Origin of the sequence: Methyloglobulus sp. (genome assembly GCF_040079455.1) — a bacterium.
Classification (GTDB): Bacteria; Pseudomonadota; Gammaproteobacteria; order Methylococcales; family Methylomonadaceae; genus Methyloglobulus.
Genome location: NZ_JBEBKJ010000003.1, coordinates 48,895 through 72,888, shown reverse-complemented (window position 1 = coordinate 72,888; position 23,994 = coordinate 48,895). Strand labels below are relative to the sequence as shown.

At 45.3% G+C, this 23,994-nt stretch carries 24 protein-coding genes; 10 read left to right on the top strand and 14 right to left on the bottom strand.

What is annotated here, in order from left to right; translation table 11 throughout:
• Positions 1-5 precede the first annotated feature (5 nt).
• The 5 genes from ABL924_RS01545 (at position 6) to ABL924_RS01525 (ending at position 4,969) form a co-directional block, all read left to right on the top strand.
• Positions 6-1,265: a cyclopropane-fatty-acyl-phospholipid synthase family protein gene (locus ABL924_RS01545; protein ID WP_349025302.1), complete on the top strand. Its 1,260-nt coding sequence runs from the start codon at positions 6-8 to the stop codon at positions 1,263-1,265.
• Positions 1,234-1,797: a DUF2878 domain-containing protein gene (locus tag ABL924_RS01540; RefSeq protein ID WP_349025301.1), complete on the top strand. Its 564-nt coding sequence runs from the start codon at positions 1,234-1,236 to the stop codon at positions 1,795-1,797. The genes ABL924_RS01545 and ABL924_RS01540 overlap by 32 nt, the downstream gene beginning before the upstream one ends.
• On the top strand, positions 1,790-2,554 hold the full coding sequence (locus ABL924_RS01535) for a DUF1295 domain-containing protein (RefSeq protein WP_349025300.1): 765 nt from the start codon (positions 1,790-1,792) through the stop codon (positions 2,552-2,554). Before ABL924_RS01540 ends, ABL924_RS01535 begins: the two co-directional genes overlap by 8 nt.
• A 76-nt stretch (positions 2,555-2,630) precedes the next feature.
• Entirely contained in the window at positions 2,631-3,665 is a 1,035-nt protein-coding gene (locus ABL924_RS01530; protein WP_349025299.1) for a cyclopropane-fatty-acyl-phospholipid synthase family protein, read from the top strand.
• On the top strand, positions 3,626-4,969 hold the full coding sequence (locus tag ABL924_RS01525) for a HAMP domain-containing sensor histidine kinase (RefSeq protein WP_349025298.1): 1,344 nt from the start codon (positions 3,626-3,628) through the stop codon (positions 4,967-4,969). Before ABL924_RS01530 ends, ABL924_RS01525 begins: the two co-directional genes overlap by 40 nt.
• Before the next feature lie 21 nt (positions 4,970-4,990).
• Here ABL924_RS01525 and ABL924_RS01520 read toward each other — a convergent pair whose 3' ends face one another.
• Complete coding sequence (locus ABL924_RS01520; protein WP_349025297.1) at positions 4,991-5,713, bottom strand: response regulator transcription factor; 723 nt, start codon at positions 5,711-5,713, stop codon at positions 4,991-4,993.
• Positions 5,714-5,988: 275 nt separating this feature from the next.
• On the opposite strand from ABL924_RS01520, the gene ABL924_RS01515 reads away from it, so the two are divergent.
• The 3 genes from ABL924_RS01515 (at position 5,989) to ABL924_RS01505 (ending at position 8,223) form a co-directional block, all read left to right on the top strand.
• On the top strand, positions 5,989-6,444 hold the full coding sequence (locus ABL924_RS01515) for a YaiI/YqxD family protein (RefSeq protein WP_349025296.1): 456 nt from the start codon (positions 5,989-5,991) through the stop codon (positions 6,442-6,444).
• Positions 6,445-6,791: 347 nt separating this feature from the next.
• Complete coding sequence (locus ABL924_RS01510; protein WP_349025295.1) at positions 6,792-7,364, top strand: 3'-5' exonuclease; 573 nt, start codon at positions 6,792-6,794, stop codon at positions 7,362-7,364.
• Positions 7,365-7,641: 277 nt separating this feature from the next.
• The gene (locus tag ABL924_RS01505; protein WP_349025335.1) at positions 7,642-8,223 is read left to right on the top strand and encodes an ion transporter; all 582 of its coding nucleotides are present in this window, start codon (positions 7,642-7,644) and stop codon (positions 8,221-8,223) included.
• Positions 8,224-8,227: 4 nt separating this feature from the next.
• Here ABL924_RS01505 and ABL924_RS01500 read toward each other — a convergent pair whose 3' ends face one another.
• The 5 genes from ABL924_RS01500 to cutA form a co-directional block, all read right to left on the bottom strand.
• Positions 8,228-10,285 carry a TonB-dependent receptor gene (locus tag ABL924_RS01500; RefSeq protein ID WP_349025294.1) on the bottom strand — a complete coding sequence of 686 codons (2,058 nt, stop codon included), beginning with the start codon at positions 10,283-10,285 and terminating at the stop codon, positions 8,228-8,230.
• 7 nt (positions 10,286-10,292) lie between these two features.
• Positions 10,293-10,802 carry a transcriptional repressor gene (locus ABL924_RS01495; RefSeq protein WP_349025293.1) on the bottom strand — a complete coding sequence of 170 codons (510 nt, stop codon included), beginning with the start codon at positions 10,800-10,802 and terminating at the stop codon, positions 10,293-10,295.
• Positions 10,803-10,980: 178 nt separating this feature from the next.
• Positions 10,981-11,511, bottom strand: coding sequence for a TlpA disulfide reductase family protein (locus tag ABL924_RS01490; RefSeq protein ID WP_349025292.1), 531 nt, complete (start codon positions 11,509-11,511; stop codon positions 10,981-10,983).
• Positions 11,508-13,736, bottom strand: a complete 2,229-nt coding sequence (dsbD, locus tag ABL924_RS01485; RefSeq protein WP_349025291.1) for a protein-disulfide reductase DsbD — start codon at positions 13,734-13,736, stop codon at positions 11,508-11,510. Before dsbD ends, ABL924_RS01490 begins: the two co-directional genes overlap by 4 nt.
• Positions 13,718-14,041, bottom strand: coding sequence for a divalent-cation tolerance protein CutA (cutA, locus tag ABL924_RS01480; RefSeq protein ID WP_349025290.1), 324 nt, complete (start codon positions 14,039-14,041; stop codon positions 13,718-13,720). The genes dsbD and cutA overlap by 19 nt, the downstream gene beginning before the upstream one ends.
• 105 nt (positions 14,042-14,146) lie before the next feature.
• Between cutA and ABL924_RS01475 the strand changes: the two genes are divergently transcribed.
• Entirely contained in the window at positions 14,147-14,584 is a 438-nt protein-coding gene (locus tag ABL924_RS01475) for an FxsA family protein (protein WP_349025289.1), read from the top strand.
• 51 nt (positions 14,585-14,635) lie between these two features.
• On the opposite strand, the gene ABL924_RS01470 is transcribed toward ABL924_RS01475, so the two are convergent.
• Positions 14,636-14,935: a DUF2892 domain-containing protein gene (locus ABL924_RS01470; protein ID WP_349025288.1), complete on the bottom strand. Its 300-nt coding sequence runs from the start codon at positions 14,933-14,935 to the stop codon at positions 14,636-14,638.
• Positions 14,936-15,042: 107 nt separating this feature from the next.
• Here ABL924_RS01470 and uvrD point away from each other — a divergent pair, with 107 nt between their 5' ends.
• Positions 15,043-17,205 (top strand): DNA helicase II, encoded by a 2,163-nt coding sequence (gene uvrD / locus ABL924_RS01465; RefSeq protein ID WP_349025287.1) that lies wholly within the window; start codon positions 15,043-15,045, stop codon positions 17,203-17,205.
• Positions 17,206-17,317: 112 nt separating this feature from the next.
• Here the strand turns inward: uvrD and pyk are convergent, their stop codons facing one another.
• The 7 genes from pyk to ABL924_RS01430 form a co-directional block, all read right to left on the bottom strand.
• Positions 17,318-18,766 (bottom strand): pyruvate kinase, encoded by a 1,449-nt coding sequence (gene pyk / locus ABL924_RS01460; RefSeq protein ID WP_349025286.1) that lies wholly within the window; start codon positions 18,764-18,766, stop codon positions 17,318-17,320.
• 45 nt (positions 18,767-18,811) lie between these two features.
• A complete protein-coding gene (gene gap, locus ABL924_RS01455) occupies positions 18,812-19,825 on the bottom strand; it encodes a type I glyceraldehyde-3-phosphate dehydrogenase (RefSeq protein ID WP_349025285.1) in 1,014 nt (337 codons plus the stop codon).
• A 115-nt stretch (positions 19,826-19,940) separates the two neighbouring features.
• Positions 19,941-21,350: an argininosuccinate lyase gene (gene argH / locus ABL924_RS01450; RefSeq protein ID WP_349025284.1), complete on the bottom strand. Its 1,410-nt coding sequence runs from the start codon at positions 21,348-21,350 to the stop codon at positions 19,941-19,943.
• 127 nt (positions 21,351-21,477) lie between these two features.
• A complete protein-coding gene (yacG, locus tag ABL924_RS01445) occupies positions 21,478-21,684 on the bottom strand; it encodes a DNA gyrase inhibitor YacG (RefSeq protein ID WP_349025283.1) in 207 nt (68 codons plus the stop codon).
• Positions 21,684-22,454 (bottom strand): cell division protein ZapD, encoded by a 771-nt coding sequence (gene zapD / locus ABL924_RS01440; protein WP_349025282.1) that lies wholly within the window; start codon positions 22,452-22,454, stop codon positions 21,684-21,686. The genes yacG and zapD overlap by 1 nt, the downstream gene beginning before the upstream one ends.
• 13 nt (positions 22,455-22,467) lie before the next feature.
• Positions 22,468-23,067, bottom strand: a complete 600-nt coding sequence (gene coaE / locus ABL924_RS01435; RefSeq protein WP_349025281.1) for a dephospho-CoA kinase — start codon at positions 23,065-23,067, stop codon at positions 22,468-22,470.
• A gap of 4 nt (positions 23,068-23,071) precedes the next feature.
• Positions 23,072-23,944, bottom strand: a complete 873-nt coding sequence (locus ABL924_RS01430) for an A24 family peptidase (RefSeq protein WP_349025280.1) — start codon at positions 23,942-23,944, stop codon at positions 23,072-23,074.
• Positions 23,945-23,994: the final 50 nt, after the last annotated feature.

The following is a 23,994-nucleotide window of genomic DNA, read 5'->3' as shown; positions in this document are numbered from 1 at the left end:
ACCGAATGAACAGCATCGCGTCCCCATTAAACTTCACCCCAAGTCGTATTGATTTGGCCTTACGTAAAGCACTGCTCGATAAATTGGCTTTGTTGCAAAACGCTGAACTGACCATTGTCGATCCTTTAGGTGAAATAGTGTTGGGCAAAAAAGTCGAAGATGGCTTAAGCTCAAGAATTCAAATATCAGATCTGCGCTTTTACCGCCAAACGGCATTGGGTGGTTCAATCGGCGCGGCAGAATCTTATATGGACTTGCAATGGCAAGCGGACGATTTGACCAAGGTCGTGCAAATCTTGGTTCGCAACCGAGATTTGCTCGACAGCATGGAAGGTGGTTTGGCAACTATTGCCAACCAATTGCTCAAGGTCTGGCATTTTGCCAACCGCAATTCGCAAGCAGGCAGCAAGAAAAATATCGCCGCCCATTACGACCTGGGTAATGATTTCTTCAAGCTGTTCCTGGATCAACACGGCATGTATTCTTCGGCGACGTTTCTTCATTCCGAGATGAGTTTGGAGCAGGCTTCGACCGCGAAATTAGAGCGGATCTGCCAAAAGTTACAGTTAAACAAGAACGATCATGTCATTGAAATTGGTACGGGATGGGGCGGTTTTGCGGTTTACGCCGCCAAGTATTACGGCTGCAAAATCACCACGACAACTATTTCTAAGGAACAATATCAAGCCGCACAGCACCGTTTTGAACTGGAAGGTGTTGCTGACCAAATTACCTTATTAAGGGAGGATTACCGCGACTTGCAAGGTAAATACGACAAGTTGGTTTCCATCGAAATGATAGAAGCCGTTGGGCATCAGTATCTGGACACGTACTCTCAACAATGCGCCGCTTTGCTAAAACCGGATGGCCTAGGGCTTATTCAGGCAATCACCATTGAAGACCGACATTATCGCCAAGCATTGAAAAGCGTTGATTTTATTAAGCGTTATATATTCCCCGGCAGTTTTATTCCCTGCGTAAGCGCGATTGTCGCCAGTATGTCTTGTACCGATTTACGACTAATTAACCTGGAAGACCAAGGTGAAAGCTATGCTATTACCTTAAACGCTTGGCGCACCCGTTTTATGGCTGGACTTGAGCAAGTCAGGGCGCAAGGTTACAACGAGGAATTCATCCGGATGTGGGAGTTTTATCTGAGTTATTGCGAAGGGGGGTTCAAGGAGAAATCGATCTCCAATGTGCAACTGTTATTGGCAAAACCTGGAAATCGCCGTGAACAATGGTTGGCTGACAATGCGGCTTAACAGCCTGTTTAATTACCTTTGGATGCAGCTAATTTGGTTTGCAGCGGTGTTGGGTGCGGCAAATAAAATTGTCTGGCCTGTGTTGGTCTTATTTATGGTATTTGTTGTTAGTGTGTTGCACTCCGATAACCGCGTCAAAGGTGATTTTCAATTAATGCTGGTGGCCGTGGTGGTGGGTTTTATTCTCGATACCACCTGGGTAAAAGTCGGCTGGCTTGAATTTACGAGTAGCAGTGGCGCAAGCCATCTTGCTCCTTGGTGGATTATCTTGCTATGGGCAAGTCTTGCGCTGACCATTAATCATTCCCTGGTTTGTTTACAACAAAAGCTGTGGCTAGCAGCCACTGTTTTTGCTTTTGCAAGCCCGTTATCTTATGCCGCAGCAGCAAAGCTGGGTGCAGTCACTATTGTAGCGACTGACTGGCTTTGGTTTTGTGTCGTCGGTGCAAGCTGGGCGATTGCCGTGCCGCTATTATTGTGGTTGGGGCATTATCTCCGGCAGTTAAATTCAGCAGAAAGCCAACATGATTAGCCAGTTAATCGTAATCGCCTTTAGCATTCTTGCCATGATGCTGGCGTGGTGTTGGCAACAAAAGCGGGAAAATGCGGGGATAGTTGATGTGGTGTGGGCATTCGGAATGATGCTTGCAGGTTTGTGGTACGCCTTAAGCGGATCGGGTGCAGTCTATTTGCGGTTATGTTTGGGCTTATTGGTGTTTTGCTGGTTTCTGCGCTTAGGTATGTACTTGGCAAAGCGGGTTTTTAACGAGCAGGAAGACGGGCGATACCGCGCCATGCGCTTGGCGATGAAGCAACACGCCAGCATGGGTTTCCTGGTATTTTTTCTGCTCCAAGCTGGCTTTATCTGGTTGTTATCATTGCCTTTCTGGGCTGTTGCACAAAATGCTCAACCTCAACTACTTGCAGGCATCATTGCAGCTATCATCGCACTGTTCGCCTTATGGGGGGAGACAACGAGCGATAAGCAACTCGCCGCTTTTAGGCAGAATCCGGCAAACAAAGGCTTGGCTTGCCGTGTGGGTTGGTGGCGTTATTCCCGTCATCCCAATTATTTTTTTGAATGGCTGCACTGGTTTGCTTACCCGCTGTTAGGTTGGGGCAGCGAATATCAAATCTGGCTCTTGCTTGTACCTGCCATCATGTTTTGTTTCCTGTATTTTGTTACAGGCATTCCATTTTCCGAACAACAAGCCTTACGTAGCCGTGGCGAAGATTATCGCAACTACCAGCAGACCACCTCAATGTTTTTGCCGTGGTTTACTAAGTAGTATTGATGTAGTTTATGCTATATTAATATATGTAAATCAATAAGATAAATAATTTTTACACAATAATAACCTAGCTATGACCAGTGCAATTACCTTAGCAGAACAAAAACTACTCCCTGATTTTATAATCCGCATTGGTATTCGTAACTTGCTTAAACAGCGTTTGTTGGACGAATGTGCCAATGATGTGGAGCAACAAAATAGCCGGATGCAAAAATTACTGGAAAACTTACGCCAAAGCCCAATTGCTATTGAAACGGATGCGGCTAATACACAACATTACGAAGTGCCGGCGGCATTTTATCAATTGGCATTAGGCAAGCACCTGAAGTATTCGTCCTGTTACTGGGAAGATGCCACGGAAACCCTGGACGATGCCGAGGCGCTCATGTTGGCGTTGACGACAGCTCGTGCCGATTTACAGGATGGCCAGCAGATTTTAGAATTGGGCTGCGGTTGGGGTTCATTAACGTTATGGATGGCAGAACGCTTGCCGCACAGCAACATTACCTCTGTTTCCAACTCCAATAGCCAGCGTGAGTACATATTACAACAAGCCAAGTTACGAGGCCTAGCAAACATTGAAGTACTGACCTGCGATGTCAACCAGCTTTCCCTGGATCGCCAGTTTGATCGTGTCGTGTCGGTAGAAATGTTTGAACACATGCGAAATTACGACAACCTATTAGCCAAGGTTGCCAGTTGGCTTAAATCTAATGGTAAACTGTTTGTACATATCTTCTGCCATCGTTATCTATCATATCCCTTTGAAACTAATGGTGATGATAATTGGATGGGAAAATATTTTTTTACCGGTGGACTGATGCCTGCCCGTGATACCTTATTGCACTTTCAACAACATCTACGGTTGCAACGGCAGTGGGATTTGTCCGGTAGCCATTACCAGAAAACCGCCGAAGTTTGGCTGCAAAACATGGATAAACATGCCCCTGAAATTCGGGATCTTTTTACCCTCACCTATGGCGAAAAACAAGCCCAACTTTGGCAGCAACGCTGGCGAATTTTTTTTATGTCTTGTGCGGAATTATTCGGTTATAAGCAAGGCAATGAATGGTTGGTCGCGCATTATTTGTTTGTGAAACCGCATTGAACATCAACAAAAAAGGCCTGCAATACAAGCTGATAAAGGCGTTTCTATTACAGGTTACGCTTATCAGTATCGCCACTGCCCTTGCCGTTTTTGCTGCCGCCAAAGTCGTTGAAGACGTGCTAATCAGAAAAGCCTTGCAGGGTGAGGCGACGCATTTTTGGGCGTTATATCTGCAAAATCCAAATTTCCCAAAACCCAATACCTTAAACCTGAACGGTTATCTTGTCGTCAACAATGACAAGAGCAAGCTGCCAAAAGAATTGCAACAGTTAAAGCCGGGTTATTTCCGTACGCTATTCAACGGCAGACATCCTATCGTTTATGTTGAAGATCATGGCAATGCCCGCCTGTTCCTGGTATTTGATGAAGAACAAGTCAATGCCCTGGCGTTTTACTTTGGTATCGTCCCGCTCAGTGTAGTGTTGATCCTGATCTACTTGTTCGCCTGGTTGTCGTATCGGCAGACTAAACATGCCATTTCCCCAGTTATAAAACTGGCTGAAATTGTTGAACATTTCGATTTCAAAAGTCACAGTTTTGCCGAACTTGATCTAGGTGAAGTACGAAAAACCTCAGATAGTGATGTGGCTAAATTGATCGAAGCACTGGATCATTTTACTGAACGCTCACAGCTATTTATCGAGCGTGAACAGAATTTTACCCGTGATGCTAGTCATGAGTTGAGGACGCCTCTAGCCGTCATTAAAAGTTCTTTAGGCTTGCTGCAAAAACGCAAGGATTTTCAACCCAACGAGCAACAGTCGTTGTTGATGATTGAAAAAACCCTAGTAGATATGGAAGGTTTGATTGAAACCTTATTGCTGCTGGCGAGAGAAGAGTCTTCGCCCATGCCCGAAGAATCTGTATTGATCAATGACCTGCTCAGCACCTTGGTCGAGCAAGTGCAACGTGCCTTGGGCAATAATAAAATCAGCATTGAAATTGCCCAGCATTGTCTGTTATCTGTCCCAGCCGCCGAAAAAGTGTTGACTATTTTGTTCACTAATTTACTGCGAAATGCGTTCAGGTACACACCATCAGGGATGATTTCTGTCAGTATAGACAAGCAGCAGGTCAGTGTTTCTGATACGGGTATCGGCATGGAACAACAACAATTAGAAAAGGTATTCGATCCATTTTATCGCGCCAATGCAGATGGCAGTGGATACGGCTTGGGACTGACTATAGTCAAACGACTCTGTAACCAATTTGGTTGGACATTAACCATCCGCAGTAAACTGGGCGAAGGTACTTGTATTAGCGTAACTTTTCCCAAAGGGCAGCGGATGGGTGGGGGAATTTAACCTTTTACATCCATTTGAGTGTCACTTCACGCTTACAAGCTCAGGCGAAACCAATCTAAACCCTATGCCCTGATGGGTTTCCAGTAAGGGTTTTGCAAAGGGTCTGTCGATAGCTTTGCGGAGCTTGTACAGGTGGCTGCGTAAAGTATCGCTGTCAGGCGTAAGTTCGCCCCAAAGTTCCTGCTCCAGTTGTTCTCGGGTCACCAGATTTGGGGATTCGCGCATTAGAATACGTAAAATTCTAAGACAGGTCGGGGATAAATGAATCAACTGCCCTTGACGTTTAACTTGCATGGTGCGGATGTCAAAGCTGAGGTCGTGTATGGTATAAACCGATTCATCCAGTTCGCCGCGTTCCCTGCGGATTAAGGCGATTATGCGGGCTTCCAACTCCGGCATGTCAAACGGCTTGACCAGATAATCATCCGCACCCCGACGAAATCCGGTTAATTTATCTTCCAACTGATCGCGTGCGGTCAACATTAAAATAGGTGTTGATACGTGGGCATACTGACGCAAATGCAAACAGATTTCCAGGCCATCTATGCCCGGCAAATTAACATCCAGAATAATCGCATCATACCGTTGAGTGGTTGCCAAATGCAGTGCACACAGTCCATCATATGCATAATCCATGATAAAACCGCTGCTTTCCAGATATGCTCCGACTGCTTGGGCAAGATTTTTGTGGTCTTCAACGAGCAATACCTTAGCATGAACAATTTTATGTGCTTTATCTGACATGTTTAAGCGACTATCCCGTAATAAAATCTATCATCTAAATTTCAGTATTTTAATCAAGTATAGCATTTAGCTAACCATTCTATCTTTCGAGAAAAATAGCTTCACTTGCATAGAGAGTTACAGGATGCGCTGAACGAAGTAAAGCGCATCGTTCGTTTTTTCGATTGGTGTGCCAACATTTACATTTAGCACATCTTAAGGACCTTATTCGGGTTCGGAAACCCGATTAACAATAATCGTCGCACTAGCGACACATTGTATTTACAAATTTAAATATGCCCCTAAAAATCTGGATCGATGCCGATGCTTGCCCCAATGTTATCAAAGATATATTGTTTAAAGCGGCAGAACGTAAACAACTAATCTTAACATTGGTCGCCAACCGGATCATTGCAACACCACCTTCACCGCTTATAAAAGCGGTACAAGTTGCCGGTGGTTTTGATGTCGCCGACAATTACATTGTGCAGCAATGCCAAGCCAATGATTTAGTCATTACCGCCGATATTCCCTTGGCGGCGGAGGTAGTTGCTAAACATGCCTATGCGCTAAATCCCAGAGGCGAGTTATATACCAAAGAGAACATCAAAGAACACCTGGCGATGCGCGACTTTATGACTGGGCTGCGCGATACCGGACAAGTGTCCGGCGGCGGCCCTTCCGCCCTAGGGCAACGGGATAAACAAGCCTTTGCCAATGCGCTGGACCGGTTTTTGGCGGCGCATTGTTAACAGCGTCACATTATCTGAAGATAAGCAGAGAGATTATTCAATCTGTTGTTGTAGCAACAGGTATTGAAACTATGATTCTTTACAACGGAGCGTACTGAATGGAGATTCGCGGAATTCGAGTCAAATTAATCTACCCCAACTCGGATTCAACTACGTTCCAAACGCTTCGCTGGGATATTAAGTTTAAACCATTCTGAAACCTTTCGGATGGGGCAACATGCCCCATCCGGCTGAATTTGGCTCTAGTGGTTATTATTTTGACTAAAAAATCAGTCAAAGGGATGCGCCACTTACCTACGTTAGTCACTGACTGAATTCTGGAAATTACAAAATCTGATGGAGATTTGATGTACCTATTTTTTGATACTGAAACAACCGGTGTTCCACGTAACTACAAAGCACCAGTAACCGATTTAACCAATTGGCCAAGGTTGGTTCAAATTGCTTGGTTACTTACAGATGAAAATGCAAACGAAATTGCCAGCGCTGAGTATATTGTCAAACCCGAAGGATTTGCTATCCCCAAAGAGGCTATCAAAATTCATGGTATTACGACCGAAAGGGCTATTGAAGAAGGTGTCGATCTTAAATTGGTTCTCACCGAGGCAGCAGCTGCAATTGCTCTAGCATCGGTTTTGATAGCTCATAATGTGTCGTTTGATGAGAAAATTTTAGGAGCTGAGTTTTTGCGTTCTGGCCAAAAAAATGTTGTGAGTTCAAAGCAACGTTTATGCACAATGCAGGCCGCAACAAACTACTGCCAAATACCTGGGCCATATGGTTACAAATGGCCTACGCTGGAAGAACTACATAAAAAGCTTTTCAACAAATCTTTCGTAGACGCACATCAAGCATTGGCTGATGTACGTGCTTGTGCCCAATGTTATTTTGAACTTAAGCTACGTAAAGTCGTAGTTTAGCCAACTTTTTATTTACAGCTCTCAGGCCAGTCGGTTAGCTTTGCGTTAGATACGATGGAGGGTTATAACAAGTGACTATAGATAAGACATTTCTCGATAAACCGATTGCAACTGCGGCACTATCGTTGCTAGTTATCCTTTCTGCAATTTCGTTCTCCATCGAAACACTGCCTGATTTATAGATTCGGTCTTGTGAAGTTTGAATTTTTTCTGAATTAAAGCCATACGCATCAATACATTCAATTAGCTCGACTTAAAACTTTAAAAGACCGGAGCAATAAGCAAAAACGTAAGAGGTGTACTTGCTATCTGTGAACAAATTATTGTATTTATCTTCATTGCTGAATATCTATATAGAATTTATAGCTCTAAAAGTCGCTTAAAATATATATTCAGCTTCTATGGGCTAATTGATTTACTTGCAATAGTGCCTTATTTTCTGTCATTTGCTCTCGATCTTAGTACACTTCGAATAGTTCGGCTGCTGCGTCATCTAGGTCTTCTAAAACTCGCAAGATATACTTCTGCACTAAACAGAATCAGCTCAGCTTTCAATCAAGCCAAAGAAGAGCTTGTCATATCAGTTGCAATACTCGCTATTGTCATTTATTTAGCTGCCTTCGGCATATTCCATTTCGAGCATGCAGCACAGCCCGACAAATTTACGACAATATTTGATGCGCTTTGGTGGTCCGTAGCAACAGTTACAACGGTCGGCTACGGTGACATTTATCCAATCACGCTTGGTGGCCGCTTGTTCACATTTGTTATCTTAATTGCCAGCTTAGGCCTAGTCGCAATTCCGACAGGAATTTTCGCTTCCGCACTACACTCTGTTCGCGAGAGTAACGTCAACTAAATCGCTAATAACTGATACGTAAGCCGAGTTCAGCGCTGCGCCCTGGCTCCGGCGCATAACTGCGTAAGTAAGACGTTGAATTTCGGATATTTTCGTCCAACAAGTTCTTGCCCTTAGCGAACAGTAATATTTCAGAACCATGAAAGTCGGATAAACGATATTGTATCCCCACATTCAGTAACAAATAACTGCCGGTATTTGTTTCGTTCGCACCGGTGTTTGTTTGTGCTTCACCGCGAGTCAATCGTGCGTTAGTTGACCAATCATCTTTTTCATAACTCAGTTGTAAGCCATAACGTAAGGGCGGCATACGGGGGACATCGCCGCCTTGATCAAATGTGCCTCGCGTGTAATCTCCGAATAAAGTCAGGTCGACAGCACCAAAATTGTTTTGCATTAAGGTAAAAATAGTTTTGGCTTCAAAGCCTTTGAATGTGGCATCAGCTTGACGGGTTTCTAAAATAGGCAGACAGGCTGCATCCAATGGGCAGTTCGCAGTGCGTGTTCCATCGTTCTCATTAAAAATATCGCGGCTACGTTGTTGGAAAATATAGTCACTAGTCCAGTTATGGAATAGGTTGATTTCCGCCGTCATCCAATCGGCTGTAAAGTGATAGCCCAAATCCAGGTTATTAGAAAGCTCTTTATTGAGTAAGCTGTTGCCTATTTCGTAGCTGTGGGTGGCTTCGTGAACGCCTTTAGTCAGCAATTCTTGTATCTGTGGTGATCTTTGTGAGTGGGTGAGCCCTAAGCTAATTTGGTGTTGCTCGTTAATTTTCCACAATGCGGAGGCAGATCCGCTGATTGGCAGATACGTAAATTCGCTGTGGTTTTCTGGCTTGATCGTTTGCCATTCGCCTCTTGCGCCAAAATCGTAAGTTACTGCACCGATGGTAAACGATTCCACCGCAAATAAAGCATAAGTATCAATATCCGATTTAGGCACCAATGCCTCCGCACCCAGCGCGGCAAATTGGCTGTTGGTTGATTGGAAACCTACTGTACCTTTAACGATATCAATAGGCTGATGTTCAATTTCCAAACGGCTTTCGTAGGATTTGTTTAAGAAAGTCGTCGCTGGTGTGCCATTGTCAAGTTCAACATGTCTATAGTCGGTGTAACCAAACTTCATGCGGAGTTCGTCAGTCCAAGCGAAAGGCTTGTTGAGTTGACCTTTAAAATCATATTTGGTTTGGCGCAGGTCAACAGTGACGCGATCATTGCTTTTACCGTCGGCTGGAATTCCGTATAGTTTTTCCAGGCTGTTAATGGCAACACCTACCAATCCTGCATCGCCAATTTTGGAAATGCCAATTGAACCCCCGCGTGTGCGTGCTTGCGAACCATTAATCAGGCCTATAGGATTGTCCAGGACAGGGGCGTTGGTAAAACTGGGGTCAACAGACCTTACGGCGACTTCATCAATCGACCTGCCGCCTATATGGGTATTATTTTGGTCGCGATAAAAACCATCGACATGATAAGCAAGCCCACTTTTGCCGCCTTCTAACTTAAGGGCGCTAGATGTTTCATTAGTCACAGAATCAAAACGTTGCTCACCAGCGCCACCAATGAGTTTGTCGGGTACTTGCTCAGGAATGCGGTTATCAATCACATTAACTATGCCGCCGATTGCGCCACTTCCGTACAGTAAAGTGGAAGGCCCACGCAACACTTCCACCCGTTCTGCAATAATAGGGTCAACACCATTCGCATGATCGGGACTTAAGGATGAAACATCATTATTGCCCAAACTGTTTTGCAGCACCCGCACCCGTGATCCCGATTGTCCACGAATGACTGGCGCACCGACACCCGCGCCAAACGATTGGTTGGTAATGCCCAATTCATTGCTTAAGGTATCGCCAATCGTTTGGCCTACTTTTGTGCGTAACTCATCGCCGGACAATAATGTCGTGGGTCTAGCTGATTTAGCTGTCGCCTGTTTGATGCCAGTGCCGTAGACAACTACTTCTTCCAGTTGTTGTGGATTGTCGTCATCTGCATAAGCCGATGGGCATATTGTGTAAAAAGCCAAACATATAAGTAGATGTTTGTTCATAAGACGTTCAAGATATTGAATGAAAATCACTACAGTTAGCACAGATGCCGTGTGCTTCTATGGCTTTGCTGTGGGGTGAAAACCCAGCTTGATAAAACTCTTGCGACAGTGCTTGCATAACCTCAGAGGCGGGACGTTCTTCGACTTCATTACAGTGCTTACAGATTAATAGTAATAATTCATGTTGACGTTCCGAACAATTGCAACCGACGAAAGCATTGAGACTTTCTACTTTATGGATAAGTCCTTGTTCAATCAAGAAATCCAATGCACGGTAAATTGTTGCGGGTTTTGCGGCATTTTGCAGAGGTTTAATTCGATCCAGCAGATCATAAGCCTTGACTGCTTTGTGGCTGTCCCAAATCAATGCCAAGACTTGTTGACGGATAGGGGTCAATTGTACGCCACGTACCACACACAATTGTTCAGCAGTGTTTAATGCCTTGCTGATACATTTTGTATGATCGTGTTCTAATGGACGAAGATGACCATGGTTTGCTTCTTCAGTAAGGCTCATTGCAAATGAATATTTATCCAATACGTAATGTTATATTATTACATTAGCTGATTGATGTCTAATCGAATATCTGATTTTTCAAATGCAATATGAGGTCAGCGAGATTGATTATTATGGAATTTACCGCTTGAGGGCGATAGCTGCTTTGTATCGTAATAATTGTTTATAGGCTACGCGCTTAAAGTAAAGGCGTAATAATTTCCAGTAGTTGCTCACGAGTCAACTCACCCATATGACTTTTAACGACAAGCCCCTGTTTGTTGACGATCACTGTAAAAGGGACGGTATTGACAATATTACCTAGGTCATGAGCAAGCTTTGTGCCTTGATCTTCGCCCAACAAAATAGGGTAAGTAATAAGTTTGCTGGCGATAAATTCTTTGACCGGATCGGCATCATCTAAGGCAATACCGATAAATTGTAGTCCTTTCTTTTCGTATTCAGTATGCAACGCTTCAAATTCGGGCATTTCTTTTAGGCAGGGCGGACACCAGGTCGCCCAAAAATTGATGACCAGGACTTTCCCCTGCCATTCATTGATATTATGTGGCTTGCCGGATAAGTCAGGTAAGCTGAATTCAGTTAGCTTTTGGTGGCTGCCCTCACTGACCTTTGCTTTGTCTAGTGGCGATGACAATAGATTACGTACGCTTAAGCCACCTACGAAAGCTAAGATAGCGACGGTAACTATCAAAATTGATCGCTTCATGATTTCACCTGCTGTAAGGTTTTAGAAAAGGTTTTGGCATCTTGATAACCGATTACCCGTAATGCTTTGTTTTCTTCTGGGCTACCGTTAAAAAACAGGATGGCAGGCGGGCCAATCAGGTTAAATTTTGTCAGCAGTGCTTTGTCAGCATCCGTTTGTTTGGTCACGTCGGCTTGCAGCAGGACAAAGCCAGCCAAAGCTTGTTTAACATTGGTATCGGTGAACGTATAAGCTTCCATCTCCTTACAGGAAATGCACCAGTCCGCGTAGAAATCCAGCATCACTGGCTGGTTGTTGGCATTCGCTTGTTTAATTCTCGCCTCCAGTTCCGCCAGAGAATTGATTCTTTCAAAACTTAGCCCTTGTTCGCTTGCTTTTGCGGCAGTTACGCCAAAGCCTTGCAGAGGTTTCAGTGGGTTACTGTTGCCGATGCTAAAGCCGATTAACAATAATAAGCCATAGGCCAGGATCGTTATGCCCACACCTTTCCATAGCTTATGCCAACCAGAACTGTGTTCAGGTAAGGAATCAACGGCATTAAGGTAGATGGCTGGAAGTATAAGCAACAACGCCCAGAGCAACATGGTAACGCTTGACGGCAAGATGCGGGACAGCATCCAAACGGCAACACCTAACATAAGTACACCGAACACGGCTTTGGTTGCATTCAGCCAAGTTCCGGCTTTGGGCAACAGTTTTCCGGCAGACGCTCCCAAAAGCAATAGCGGAACACCCATGCCTAGACCCATAACGAACAAGGCACTACCGCCTAATACGGCATCACCCGTTTGGCCTATGTAAATTAATGCACCCGCGAGGGGGGCGGCGACGCAAGGGCCGACTATCAGCGAAGACAACGCACCCATGATAGCTGCGCCAAGCATCGATCCGTCGCGGTGTTTCTCGCTGGAGTTATGTAATTTGGCACGGATAAAGTCTGGTAAGTCCAGATTGTAAAAGCCGAACATAGACAATGACAATAATACAAAAATGCCGCTGAATAGGGCGATAATCCAAGGTTCTTGGAAAGCGGCTTGTAAATTGCTGCCGAACAACGCGGCTAAAACCCCAAAGGCTGTGTAAGTGAATGCTGAGGCGACGACATAACTCAATGACAATAAAAATGCGCGTGCGGTCGTGATGTTGTGTCCTTTGCCAACGATGATGCCGGATAAAATCGGGATCATCGGAAACACGCATGGCGTAAGCGACAACAGCAAACCAAACCCAAAAAAACTGACCAGCGTACCCCATAAGCTGTCGTTATGTAACGATTGGGTAATCTGGTCTTGTTCAGACAATGGTGCGGTTTGTTGGGTTGAATTTCCAAGCGATCCCCCAGATGTCGCCAATGGCAGTTCCAGCTCAACAATTTTGTCCATCGGTGGATAACATACGCCCCGGTCAGCGCAGCCTTGGTAACTGGCTTTCAATTTGATGTGTTGTGGCGCAGTGTCTGAGCGGATAAGTGGAATATCGACAGCGACTTCACTGTGAAATATTTCCACATGCCCAAAAGCTTCATCTTCTTTTGGCTTACCATTCGGCAACGTATATGCGCCTAATTGCACCTTATCCGAACCAATAATTTCTAACTTAAATTTTTCTCGGTATAGGTAGTAGCTTTCTGCTGGTAGCCAACTAACATGAAGTGTGTTGGGGTCTTTAACGTTAGCGGTAAATTGGAATGCTTGGTCTGGTGGTAGCAGTTCGGCCTGGAACAGATTGGATTTTAGTCCCGAAATGCTTTTTACTAAACCATCCGCCGGTGAAAAATTGGCGGCAACTGTCGATGCAGGAAATGTGACATCAATGTGCTTTTCTTGCGGCGGATAGCAAACGCCAATGTCTGCACAGCCTTGATAATGAATTACTAATTGGGTCGATGGTACGCTTTTAGTAGCTGTTACAGGTAGATTGATCTTTAGTTGTTCTCGATAATGTTCAATATCGCCCAATAGCTCATCATGTTTGATTTTTCCGGCTGGGAATACGGGATTTCCCAATTGGATTTGCGGCGCTTGAGTTTCAAAACGCATACTTTTTCGATATAGGCTGTAACCCTTGGCTATCGTCCAGGTAATCTCAATTTGATCGGGGCTGATTGCCTTTGCCGAGGCTTGGAACACCTGTTCGGGCGGTAACAGCTCGTTGCTCTCCAAGGCGAAAGCGGTTTGGGCAAGTAGTAATAGTAGAAAAATGGAAACTATTTTGAAGCGTGGCATGAATTAATCCAGTTAATGTACTCAGGTAAACCAAGTTCTACAGGAACAGCGATGATCTCAGGAAGTTCATAAGGGTGATGGCTGATGATGACGGTTTCAATGTCCTGATAGTTTTGAGTAGATGATTTGATAATAAGCAAATGCTCCTCGGCAGATTCGACTTTGCCATCCCATGAATAAATAGACATCACATTGGGCAAAATATTTACACAGGCCGCCAAAGCACCATCTACCAACAATCGGGCAATCTTTTCCGCCGTATTCCTATCCGGACAGGTACAGAGTGTGACAATAGCTTGTGTCATTTTAGCGTGTACGGAGAGTACATAAGTGCATCAACCTGATTTTATGCTAGGAATTGCAGTCAATTAGCCCTATATTGTAACAACATCCGTTAGTGTATGAGAGTTATGAAAGGTTTCCAAAGTATTTTTTTGTTAGTGTTACTTATTCCCTTTGTGGAAATTTATCTGCTATTGAAAGTAGGCGGCATAATTGGCGCGTTTCCAACTATATTCCTGGTCGTTTTTACTGCGGTGTTAGGGACATGGCTATTGCGGCAACAAGGTTTTGCAACTTTTCAAAGATTGCAGGAAAACCTAGCAAAAGGGACGATTCCGGCTTATGAAATGATAGAAGGCCCTATTATTTTAGTGGGTGGCGTGTTGTTATTAACCCCCGGGTTTATTACCGATATATTGGGTTTTGCTTGTTTGATTCCACAGCTACGCAGGAAAATAGCGCAATATATTATTGAAAACCATCTGGTTCAGGCTGGGGGGCATTACCAATGGGGTAAGTCCAAAGAGAAGGATGCGTTGGAAGGTGAGTTTCGTAAGGAAGATTAAGCTGGATCTGAACAAAACTACGTCCTTGTAGTTTTCTAAAATACGCTGCAATTATTTAGACTTTTTGCTGGCTTTAGGCGTTTCAGTCTTAGGAGCTGCAGCTTTAGGGGCTTCAACTACCGCTGCTACTGCATCAGCCACAGTGCAAGAATTTTTGCCCAAGCCGGAGTAAGCCGGACACCAGCCTGAATAACCGGTTGCAACCAGCACCAAACCGACCAACAACAAAACTATTTGAGCGGTGAAAATAGAAATAGCTAACAGTGCTGCACCGGCATACAGGCGGTATTTTTTTTCTTTTTCGCCGACGTTGTGTTCAAACTTCATCATGCGTTTATAATCAAAACTCATCTTAATCTCCTCTGGTTGTAATTTTTATTATGGTGTCGGGTGATACTCATTCTGTCGCCAGAATCCCTCGCAATATACACAACCCCTAAAAAAGTGCAAGTGATAACATGGATATTACAAAAATCATAGATCCCTTAAATGATGCCCAGCGTGCGGCAGTGACTGCACCCAATCAGGCGGTGTTGGTGCTTGCTGGTGCGGGTAGTGGTAAAACCCGTGTTTTAGTGCATCGCATCGCTTGGCAGATCCAGGTTGAAGGCATCTCAGCGCATGGCATTTTGGCAGTTACCTTTACTAATAAAGCCGCAAGGGAAATGCGCAACCGGCTCGAAGATCTGTTAGGTTTATCTACGCACACGATGTGGATCGGCACGTTTCACGGGCTTGCCCATCGATTGTTAAGGCGACATGCCAAGCAGGCGAAATTACCGGACACTTTTCAGGTGATGGATTCATCCGATCAACTGCGCGTAATCAAACGTTTAGTGGCAGGCATGAACCTGGACGAAACCAAATGGCCACCCAAACAAATACAATGGTTTATCAATGCCCAAAAAGATGAAGGTAAGCGAGCGCGGCATCAGCTAGAAACTGGCGATGTTTTCCAGCGGCAAATGTTGGCGGTTTACCGCGCTTATGAAGAACTGTGTGAACGTTCCGGGCTAGTCGATTTTGCCGAATTGCTATTACGGGCGCATGAGCTGTTGCGTGATAATGTCGATTTACTGGAATTCTATCAACAGCGATTCTTGCAGGTACATGTCGATGAATTCCAAGACACCAATACCATCCAATATGCTTGGCTGCGCCTGTTGACTGAGGGCAAGGATAATTTGTTTGTGGTCGGTGATGACGACCAATCCATTTATGGTTGGCGCGGCGCACGAATTGAAAACATATTCAGTTTCCAACAGCAATATCCCAATCATCAAGTGATAAAGCTCGAACAGAACTACCGTTCGACTGGTAATATTTTGAATGCTGCCAACAAAGTCATTAGCATCAACGAAGCCCGAATGGGAAAAGAGCTGTGGACGGAGGCAGGGGAGGGTGAACTGATCTCCTTGTATGCCGCATTTAATGAACTGGATGAAGCTTATTTTGTAGTTGACCGGATCAAAGCTTGGGTAAACGAAGGCGGATTACGTAGCGATGCCGCCATTTTGTACCGATCCAACGTCCAATCTCGCCAATTTGAAGAAAAATTAATGACGACGGGTACGCCTTATCGGGTTTATGGCGGACTGCGGTTTTTTGAACGGGCTGAAATCAAAAATGCCCTGGCTTATTTAAGGTTGATGTCCAACCGCCATGACGACGCTTCTTTTGAACGGGTTATTAACACCCCGACGCGAGGGTTAGGCACCAAAGCCATCGACGATATCCGCCTAATCGCCAAAGACCAAAGCCTTTCTTTATGGACAGCAGCTATTGCGCTACTTAAGCAAAAACCGCTTACCCCGAGGGCAAAAAATGCGCTGGTCGGCTTTTTGGAGCTGATTGATCGGCTAAGTACCCAGGCAGAAGGCTTGGAGTTGTACGAAAAAGTGCAGATGGTTAACGAGCAAAGCGGCCTTATCGAATTGTACAAAAACGAAAAAGGCGACCGTGGTGAAGAAAAGCTGGAAAACCTGGATGAATTGATTAATGCGGCGCGGCTTTTTGATTTCGAGCAGGAAAGTGAAGAAAATTTGAGTGAACTGGATTTGTTTCTCGCACATGCGTCATTGGAAGCGGGTGACATGCAGGGCGAGGAGTTTGAGGATTGTGTGCAGTTGATGACCTTACATTCAGCAAAAGGTCTGGAATTCAAGCTGGTATTCCTGGTCGGTATGGAAGAAGGTTTATTCCCCTCCCAGCAATCATCCGATGACATTGCCCGCCTGGAAGAGGAGCGACGGCTTTGCTACGTGGGCATGACCCGCGCCATGCGGCAATTGTACCTAACTTACGCAGAATCGCGCCGGATCTACGGCAAGGAAAGTTATCCCAGGCCGTCCCGGTTTTTGCGTGAAATTCCTGCCGAATGTATTCAAGAAGTTAGGATGAGGGCTACGGTTAGCCGTCCGCAAGCGGCAGTAAAATCTATCGATCTACTAGCACAGGGCAGGCAGTTTAAGCTTGGGCAGCGCGTAGGCCATGCCAAGTTTGGCGAAGGGGTTGTGTTACAGCTTGAAGGGGATGGCGCACAAGAACGGGCGCAGGTTAATTTCAAGCAGGCCGGGGTTAAGTGGCTGATGTTGAGTTATGCCCAGTTGGAGGCGCTGTAGGGGTGATTTTGTGGTTGCCCAGCCTCCGGTGCCTGCCTGGGCAACCAAAAGGGATCGCCCAGGCAGAGCTACACAATTAGGTCGAATTAATTTCTACTATTGTTTTTCCATTTTAAGGTGTCAGTCCCTGACCAACAACTATCACCTTCAATGCATTAGTCCCACCCTGAACGCCCGTCAAATCGCCTTTAGTGATGATGAATTTGTCACCATCTTTAGCAAGATTCCATTTTCTTAATTCTTTGACGATGCTCCGGTTTACTTCGGCATGGTCGTGCTTCTCGTCGATGCGGTAGAACATTGGGAACACGCCTCGGAACAAGGTGGATCTGCCCAGGGTTTCTTCCGAGCTGCTGAATGCAAAAATGGGTATGCCTGAACTGATCCGTGACATCCATAAGGGAGTTGAGCCTGATTCGGTCAACGATACGATGCCTTTAATCTTAGTATGGTTTGCCATATACATCGCTGACATTGCAATCGCTTCATCATCGCGTTCAAACTGAATATCCACTCGGTGATCGGAAACACGGACGCTGGCTTGCTTTTCAGCTTCAAGACAAATTCTGTCCATCGCTTCAACGGCTTTTATCGGGTGTTTTCCCGATGCGGTTTCAGCGGATAGCATAATAGCATCGGTGCCGTCATACACGGCATTGGCAACATCAAACACTTCTGCGCGGGTGGGAATCGGGTTGTCGATCATCGACTCCATCATCTGCGTCGCAGTAATAGCAACGCGGTTGAGTTCCCTTGTGCGTTTAATCAGCAGTTTTTGTACGGCAGGCAGGTTAGCGTCACCAATTTCAACACCCAAGTCGCCCCGTGCAACCATCACAGCATCTGATGCCAGGATGATTTCATCCATTACGTCTGGTACTATCGCTTCTGCCCGTTCAACTTTAGCGACGATACCAGCATGACAGCCTTCTGCCACCAATAAACGACGCGCTTCATGCAAGTCTTCAGCAGTCCGTGGAAAAGATATGGCGACATAATCACACTTCATCAGTGCGATAGTTTTGATGTCTTCCTTATCTTTTTCGGTTAATGCCGCAGCAGACAGTCCGCCACCCAACAGGTTAATACCTTTGTTATTGGATAGATCGCCACCAACGACCACGGTGCAATTGACCCGCATGTTTTCGACATTAACGACTTCAAGCACGATACGTCCATCATCTAGCAACAAACGACTTCCAGGCTTAACTTCCATAGCCAGAGGTTCGTAAGTGATGCCGACCTGGCTGTTATCCCCTGCTGTTGGGTCAAAGTTAATATCTAAGGCAAAATTTTGACCTTCATTTAGAACCACTTTGGTGTTTGTAAAGCGGGCGATCCGTATTTTAGGGCCTTGGAGATCGGCAAGAATACCGACGCGCCGCCCTATTTTTTGGCTGATTTCCCTGATTGTTTTGGCTCTATCAAGGTGGTCTTGAGCAGAACCATGCGAGAAATTCATGCGAACAACATCAACCCCCGCGTTGATTAATCCTTCAAGTATCCCGGGTTTATCTGTGGCTGGGCCAAGTGTCGCTAAAATTTTGGTTCGTCTTAACATTGGGTTTTATTTTAGTTTCAGTAATGAATCGTTATTTGCGGTTAACTATTTGGCATTAACAAGGGCAACAGTCGTGTCCAACATACGGTTTGAGAAGCCCCATTCATTGTCGTACCAGGACAGGACTTTTACGAAGTTGCCGTTCATGACTTTAGTCAATGCCGCTTCGTAGATCGACGATGCTGGATTGTGATTAAAATCCGTTGAGACGAGCGGTTTTTCGTTGATCTCCAGGATACCTTTCAAAAAGCCAGTAGATGCTGATTTCAGTATTTGATCTACTTCTTCTTTAGTGGTGTTTCTTGAAGCTTGGAAGGTTAAGTCCACGATGGAAACGTTGATGGTTGGAACACGCATAGCAAAACCATCCAGCTTTCCAGCTAGTTCAGGCAGCACTAAGCCAACCGCAGCGGCAGCGCCCGTTTTGGTAGGAATCATGGATTGCGTCGCTGAGCGGGCGCGGTGTAGATCACTGTGGTAAACGTCGGTCAACACTTGGTCGTTGGTGTAAGAGTGGATGGTGGTCATCAGGCCATGATCCACACCAATCGTGTCGTGCAAAGCCTTTACGATAGGTGCCAAACAGTTGGTGGTGCATGAAGCGTTAGAGATAACGGTGTCGGATGCTTTCAGGATGTTGTGGTTAACGCCAAACACGATGGTGCCATCAACATCGTTGCCGCCTGGAGCGGAAATAATGACTTTTTTAGCGCCAGCGGCGATGTGTGCCGAAGCTTTGGCCTTGCTGGTAAATAGGCCTGTACATTCATGAACTACGTCGATACCCAATTCACCCCAAGGCAATTTGGATGGATCGCGTTCTGAGAAAACTCTGATTTTATCGCCATTGATGACAATGTAGTCGCCGTCAACGCCTACTTCAAAAGGAAATTTGCCATGTACAGTGTCATATTGGGTCAAATGGGCATTAGTATTAGTATCGCCCAGGTCATTGACCGCTACTATTTGGATTTCGTTGGTGCGACCTGATTCGTAAAGTGCGCGAATAATATTACGACCGATACGGCCATAACCGTTGATGGCAACTTTAATAGGCATTGAGTTTGTCTCCAGACTGATTAGATGATGGGTATTACGAAATCTAAAAGATTTCTGTAAATCCCTTTATTATACAAAAAAAGCGGTATTTCGTCTATGACCAAAAAAGCCGTGGTTACTGGGCATTGTTTGGCGGGTTTTTTAAAGAGTCTCTTGCCGTATAGATGGCTTTTCTGACTGTTTCCGGTGCCGTGCCGCCGATGTGTTTACGTGCGGCAACCGATCCTTCCAGCGTTAAAATATCATATACATCGGATGTGATTAACGGCGAAAATTGCTGTAACTCTGGGAGTGATAGTTCCGCAAGATCGCGTTTGCACTCTAAACCTAAGCGTACTGCTAACCCCACGATTTCATGGGCATCGCGAAATGCCAAGCCTTTACGCACGAGGTAATCCGCAAGATCAGTTGCCGTCGCAAAACCGCGTTTTGCGGATTGATACATATTCTCTTTTTTGGCTTTGAGGTGGGGAACCATATCGGCATAAGCACGTAAGCAGTTAATTAATGTATCTACCGTATCAAACAAGGGTTCTTTATCTTCCTGATTATCTTTGTTATAGGCTAAAGGCTGGGCTTTCATAAGCATTAACAAGGCAATCAAATGGCCTGTGACCCGACCTGATTTTCCACGCACCAGTTCAGGCACATCTGGATTTTTCTTTTGCGGCATGATGGACGAGCCGGTACAAAAAGCATCAGGTATGTCGATAAAATCAAACTGGGCGCTAGACCAAAGGATAAGTTCTTCGGAAAAACGCGACAGGTGCATCATGATAAGGCTGGCGACTGCGGTAAATTCAATCGCAAAATCGCGGTCGCTTACAGAGTCGAGCGAGTTCGCCGAAGGTCGGCTAAAACCCAGCAAATCCGAGGTTAATTGGCGGTCGATGGGATAGCTGGTACCTGCCAGCGCAGCCGCGCCTAAAGGCATAATGTTGATGCGCTTGAGGCAATCTTGCAAGCGTTCATGGTCGCGGCTCAACATCTCAAACCACGCCATTAAATGATGTCCAAAGGTGATGGGTTGGGCAACTTGCAAATGCGTAAAGCCGGGCATGATGGTATCAAAGTGCTGCTCGGCTAGATCCAAAATAGCGGTTTGAAGTCGGCGCAACTGGGCTTCTATGTGATTGATTTCACTGCGAAGATAAAGCCGGATGTCGGTAGCGACTTGGTCGTTACGGGATCGTCCGGTGTGCAGTTTTTTTCCTGCTATGCCGATAAGGTCAATTAATCGGGATTCAATGTTCATGTGGACATCTTCTTGCTTAATTGACCAGATGAACGTGCCTTTGATTATCTCATCCGCGATGCGATTCAGTCCGCCAATAATCGCATCGCGTTCTTTCGTGGTCAAAACACCAACCGCACATAGCATGGTGGCGTGGGCAATTGAGCCTTGAATGTCTTGCTCTGCCATGCGCTTATCAAACTGCACAGAAGCGGTAAATTCTTCTACAAAAGCATCGGTGGCTTCGGCAAAACGGGCACTGGAGAGTTTTTCGGAATTAACGGTGGTCATTGGTAAGTAATTGAATTAACAGAGTTAGTATGTGCTGCGAAAAGATGGATATATATTCGTCTTAATGCGGGAAAAATTTTTTGCCGAGCTTGGCAATGAGATTTTGCGAAACAGGGCAGGGTGCTTATCACTGAAAAAAGAAATTCTCATCCCCATCATTTTCAGTAGGCAAAGGTTCTCCAAGGATTACTTTTTCTTCCATAGCCCATTCGCCTAGGTCGATGAGTTTACAGCGTTCACAGCAAAAAGGTCGAAAGGGATATTCCGCCGTCCATGATACGGGACGCTCACAATGGGGGCATTTTACGGTCAGCGGCTGCTTGGATAAGGTCATCAGAACAAACAGCGAGTTAACGAAAATGGAATATCATCAGTGCTTTGCGTAGGCCGTTGTTCATCGGCAGAAGGTATCATGAAGCGTATAGAACAACGGTGTTTGCCACCACTAATTTCCGCGAAACAAGGCAGCGACCTGTCCATGCTTACTTTGATAAGCTGGTAAGGTAGGCTTTTATCCAGGGCAATTTGAAAAAAACCAGCTTCGGCTACTTCTTCGCTGGGTGCATTGCTGGTGCGGATAAAATCCAGAATCAACTCAATTCCAGTACGAATATCGTTAAAAGGGTTGCCCCAGTGTTCAAGGTCTTTTAATCGGGTGGCTTCATCCTGTTCTAGCCAGTAATGAAACTCTGGTAGGTCAAATGAGCAGGTTCCGCCCGGGATTGAGCTGCGTTGTGCGATACTTTGGAACAGATCGCTCTCCATAATCTCGATGCCTATTTTTCCGCTGGTTGCGTAGAGTTTCTTACTGGTTTGGGTGATTTTGCTAAGTATGGATTCCAGTTGTTTGGGGTCAACATTTTGGCTATCGGCGTATTTATGGAGTACTTTCGCATGACGATCCAATTCTTTGAGTATTTCCGATTTGAGGTCGTTGCGCCTGAAAATGGACATAACATCCAGCAGCACATTAATGGCGGCACGTTTGTCGGCGATGGTCGAACCCGATGAAAAATGGCTGAATTCTTGAAATAGCTGTTCTAGCCTAATGAAAACCCGGATTCGTTCATTGAGTGGAAATTCATAGGTGATATGGTTTTTCACAAGTGTGGTCGTCCTAGTGTGCACTGGTTGAAAGGTAAAGATTGTGCAATTTTTTGACTTGTTCTGCAAGTCCGCAATGGTTGTTGTCAGAATTATCTATAACATCATCGGCATGTTTTAGCCTGTACTCTCGGCTCACTTGGCTATCGATAATTGATCGAATTGTAGCGTCAGTTAAGTTATTTCTGGCCTTAACGCGTGCTATCTGGGTTTCGATTGGGCAATCAATTACGAGTATCCGGTCAACAAAATCGGTCATACGAGTTTCAAAGAGTAATGGGATACTGAGAATGCAATAAGGGCAATCCCAGTGGTCAATTTTCTCCTGCATAGCGTCAAATACCAAGGGATGCAAGATGTTTTCAAGCTGTTGTTTTTTTTTGCCATCGGAAAAAACAATGTCGCGTAAATAGTGCCTGTTTAACGAACCATCAGGACTAAGGGTTTTAACACCAAAGGCTTTGCTGATTTCTAATAATGCTGCTTGTCCTGGTTCTACTAGCTGGTGCGCGATGTCATCAGCATCAATGATCGGGACATTCAGTTCGATAAATAATTTGCTGACCGTGCTTTTGCCACAGCCTATGCCGCCAGTAAGACCTACTTTGAACACCCGCTTATAACCCGGCTATATTCAAATAGAATTGATTAATATCAGCGCCCCATATCAACGCGATCCAACCCGCAGCCGCCAAATACGGCCCGAAGGGAATGGGTGTGTTGCGGTCATGCTGGGAAAATATAATCATGCCGATGCCTATTATCGCGCCCACTAGCGATGATAGCAAAATAATGGCGGGTAGTGACTGCCAACCTAACCAGGCACCAAATAAAGCGAGTAATTTGAAGTCGCCATAGCCCATGCCTTCTTTACCAGTTAGCAATTTAAACAAGTGAAAAACGCCCCAAAGAACCAGGTAACCCGCAATCGCGCCGATTATGCTGGCGTGGCTATCAGTAAATATGTCAAATACACTTAAAAATAATCCCAACCATAAGGCAGGCAGTGTGATCGAGTCCGGTAATAATTGATGGTCAATATCAATAAAACTCAACGCAATCAAAGACCAAGTCAATAGTAGTGCAAATCCTGTTTGTGGTGTAAAGCCAAAATGCCACGCTATGACAAAGGATGTTACGGCAGTAAATGCTTCGATGAGCGGATAACGTAAGGAAATAGGATTTTTGCACTTAGCGCATTTGCCGCGTAAAAAAACATAACTGATAACCGGTATGTTCTGGTAAGGCTTGATGGGTGTGTTGCAGCCAGGGCAACGTGAGAGCGGCAGCACCAGATTAAAAGGTTCGTTTGTCTGTAGGTCGGCATTTAATCCCAGATAGTCTTGGCAATCCTTACGCCAGCTTTTTTGCATCATTACCGGCAGACGGTAAATAACCACATTAAGAAAGCTGCCCACCAACAGGCCAACCAAGCCGATGAGAGCGGAAAAAAGGATTGGCGAGCCAAAAAGGTAGTCAAATTGCTGCATGATGAGCACTAGGCTTCCTTGAGGAAGCACTTTCTTTTGTTTTTATAAAA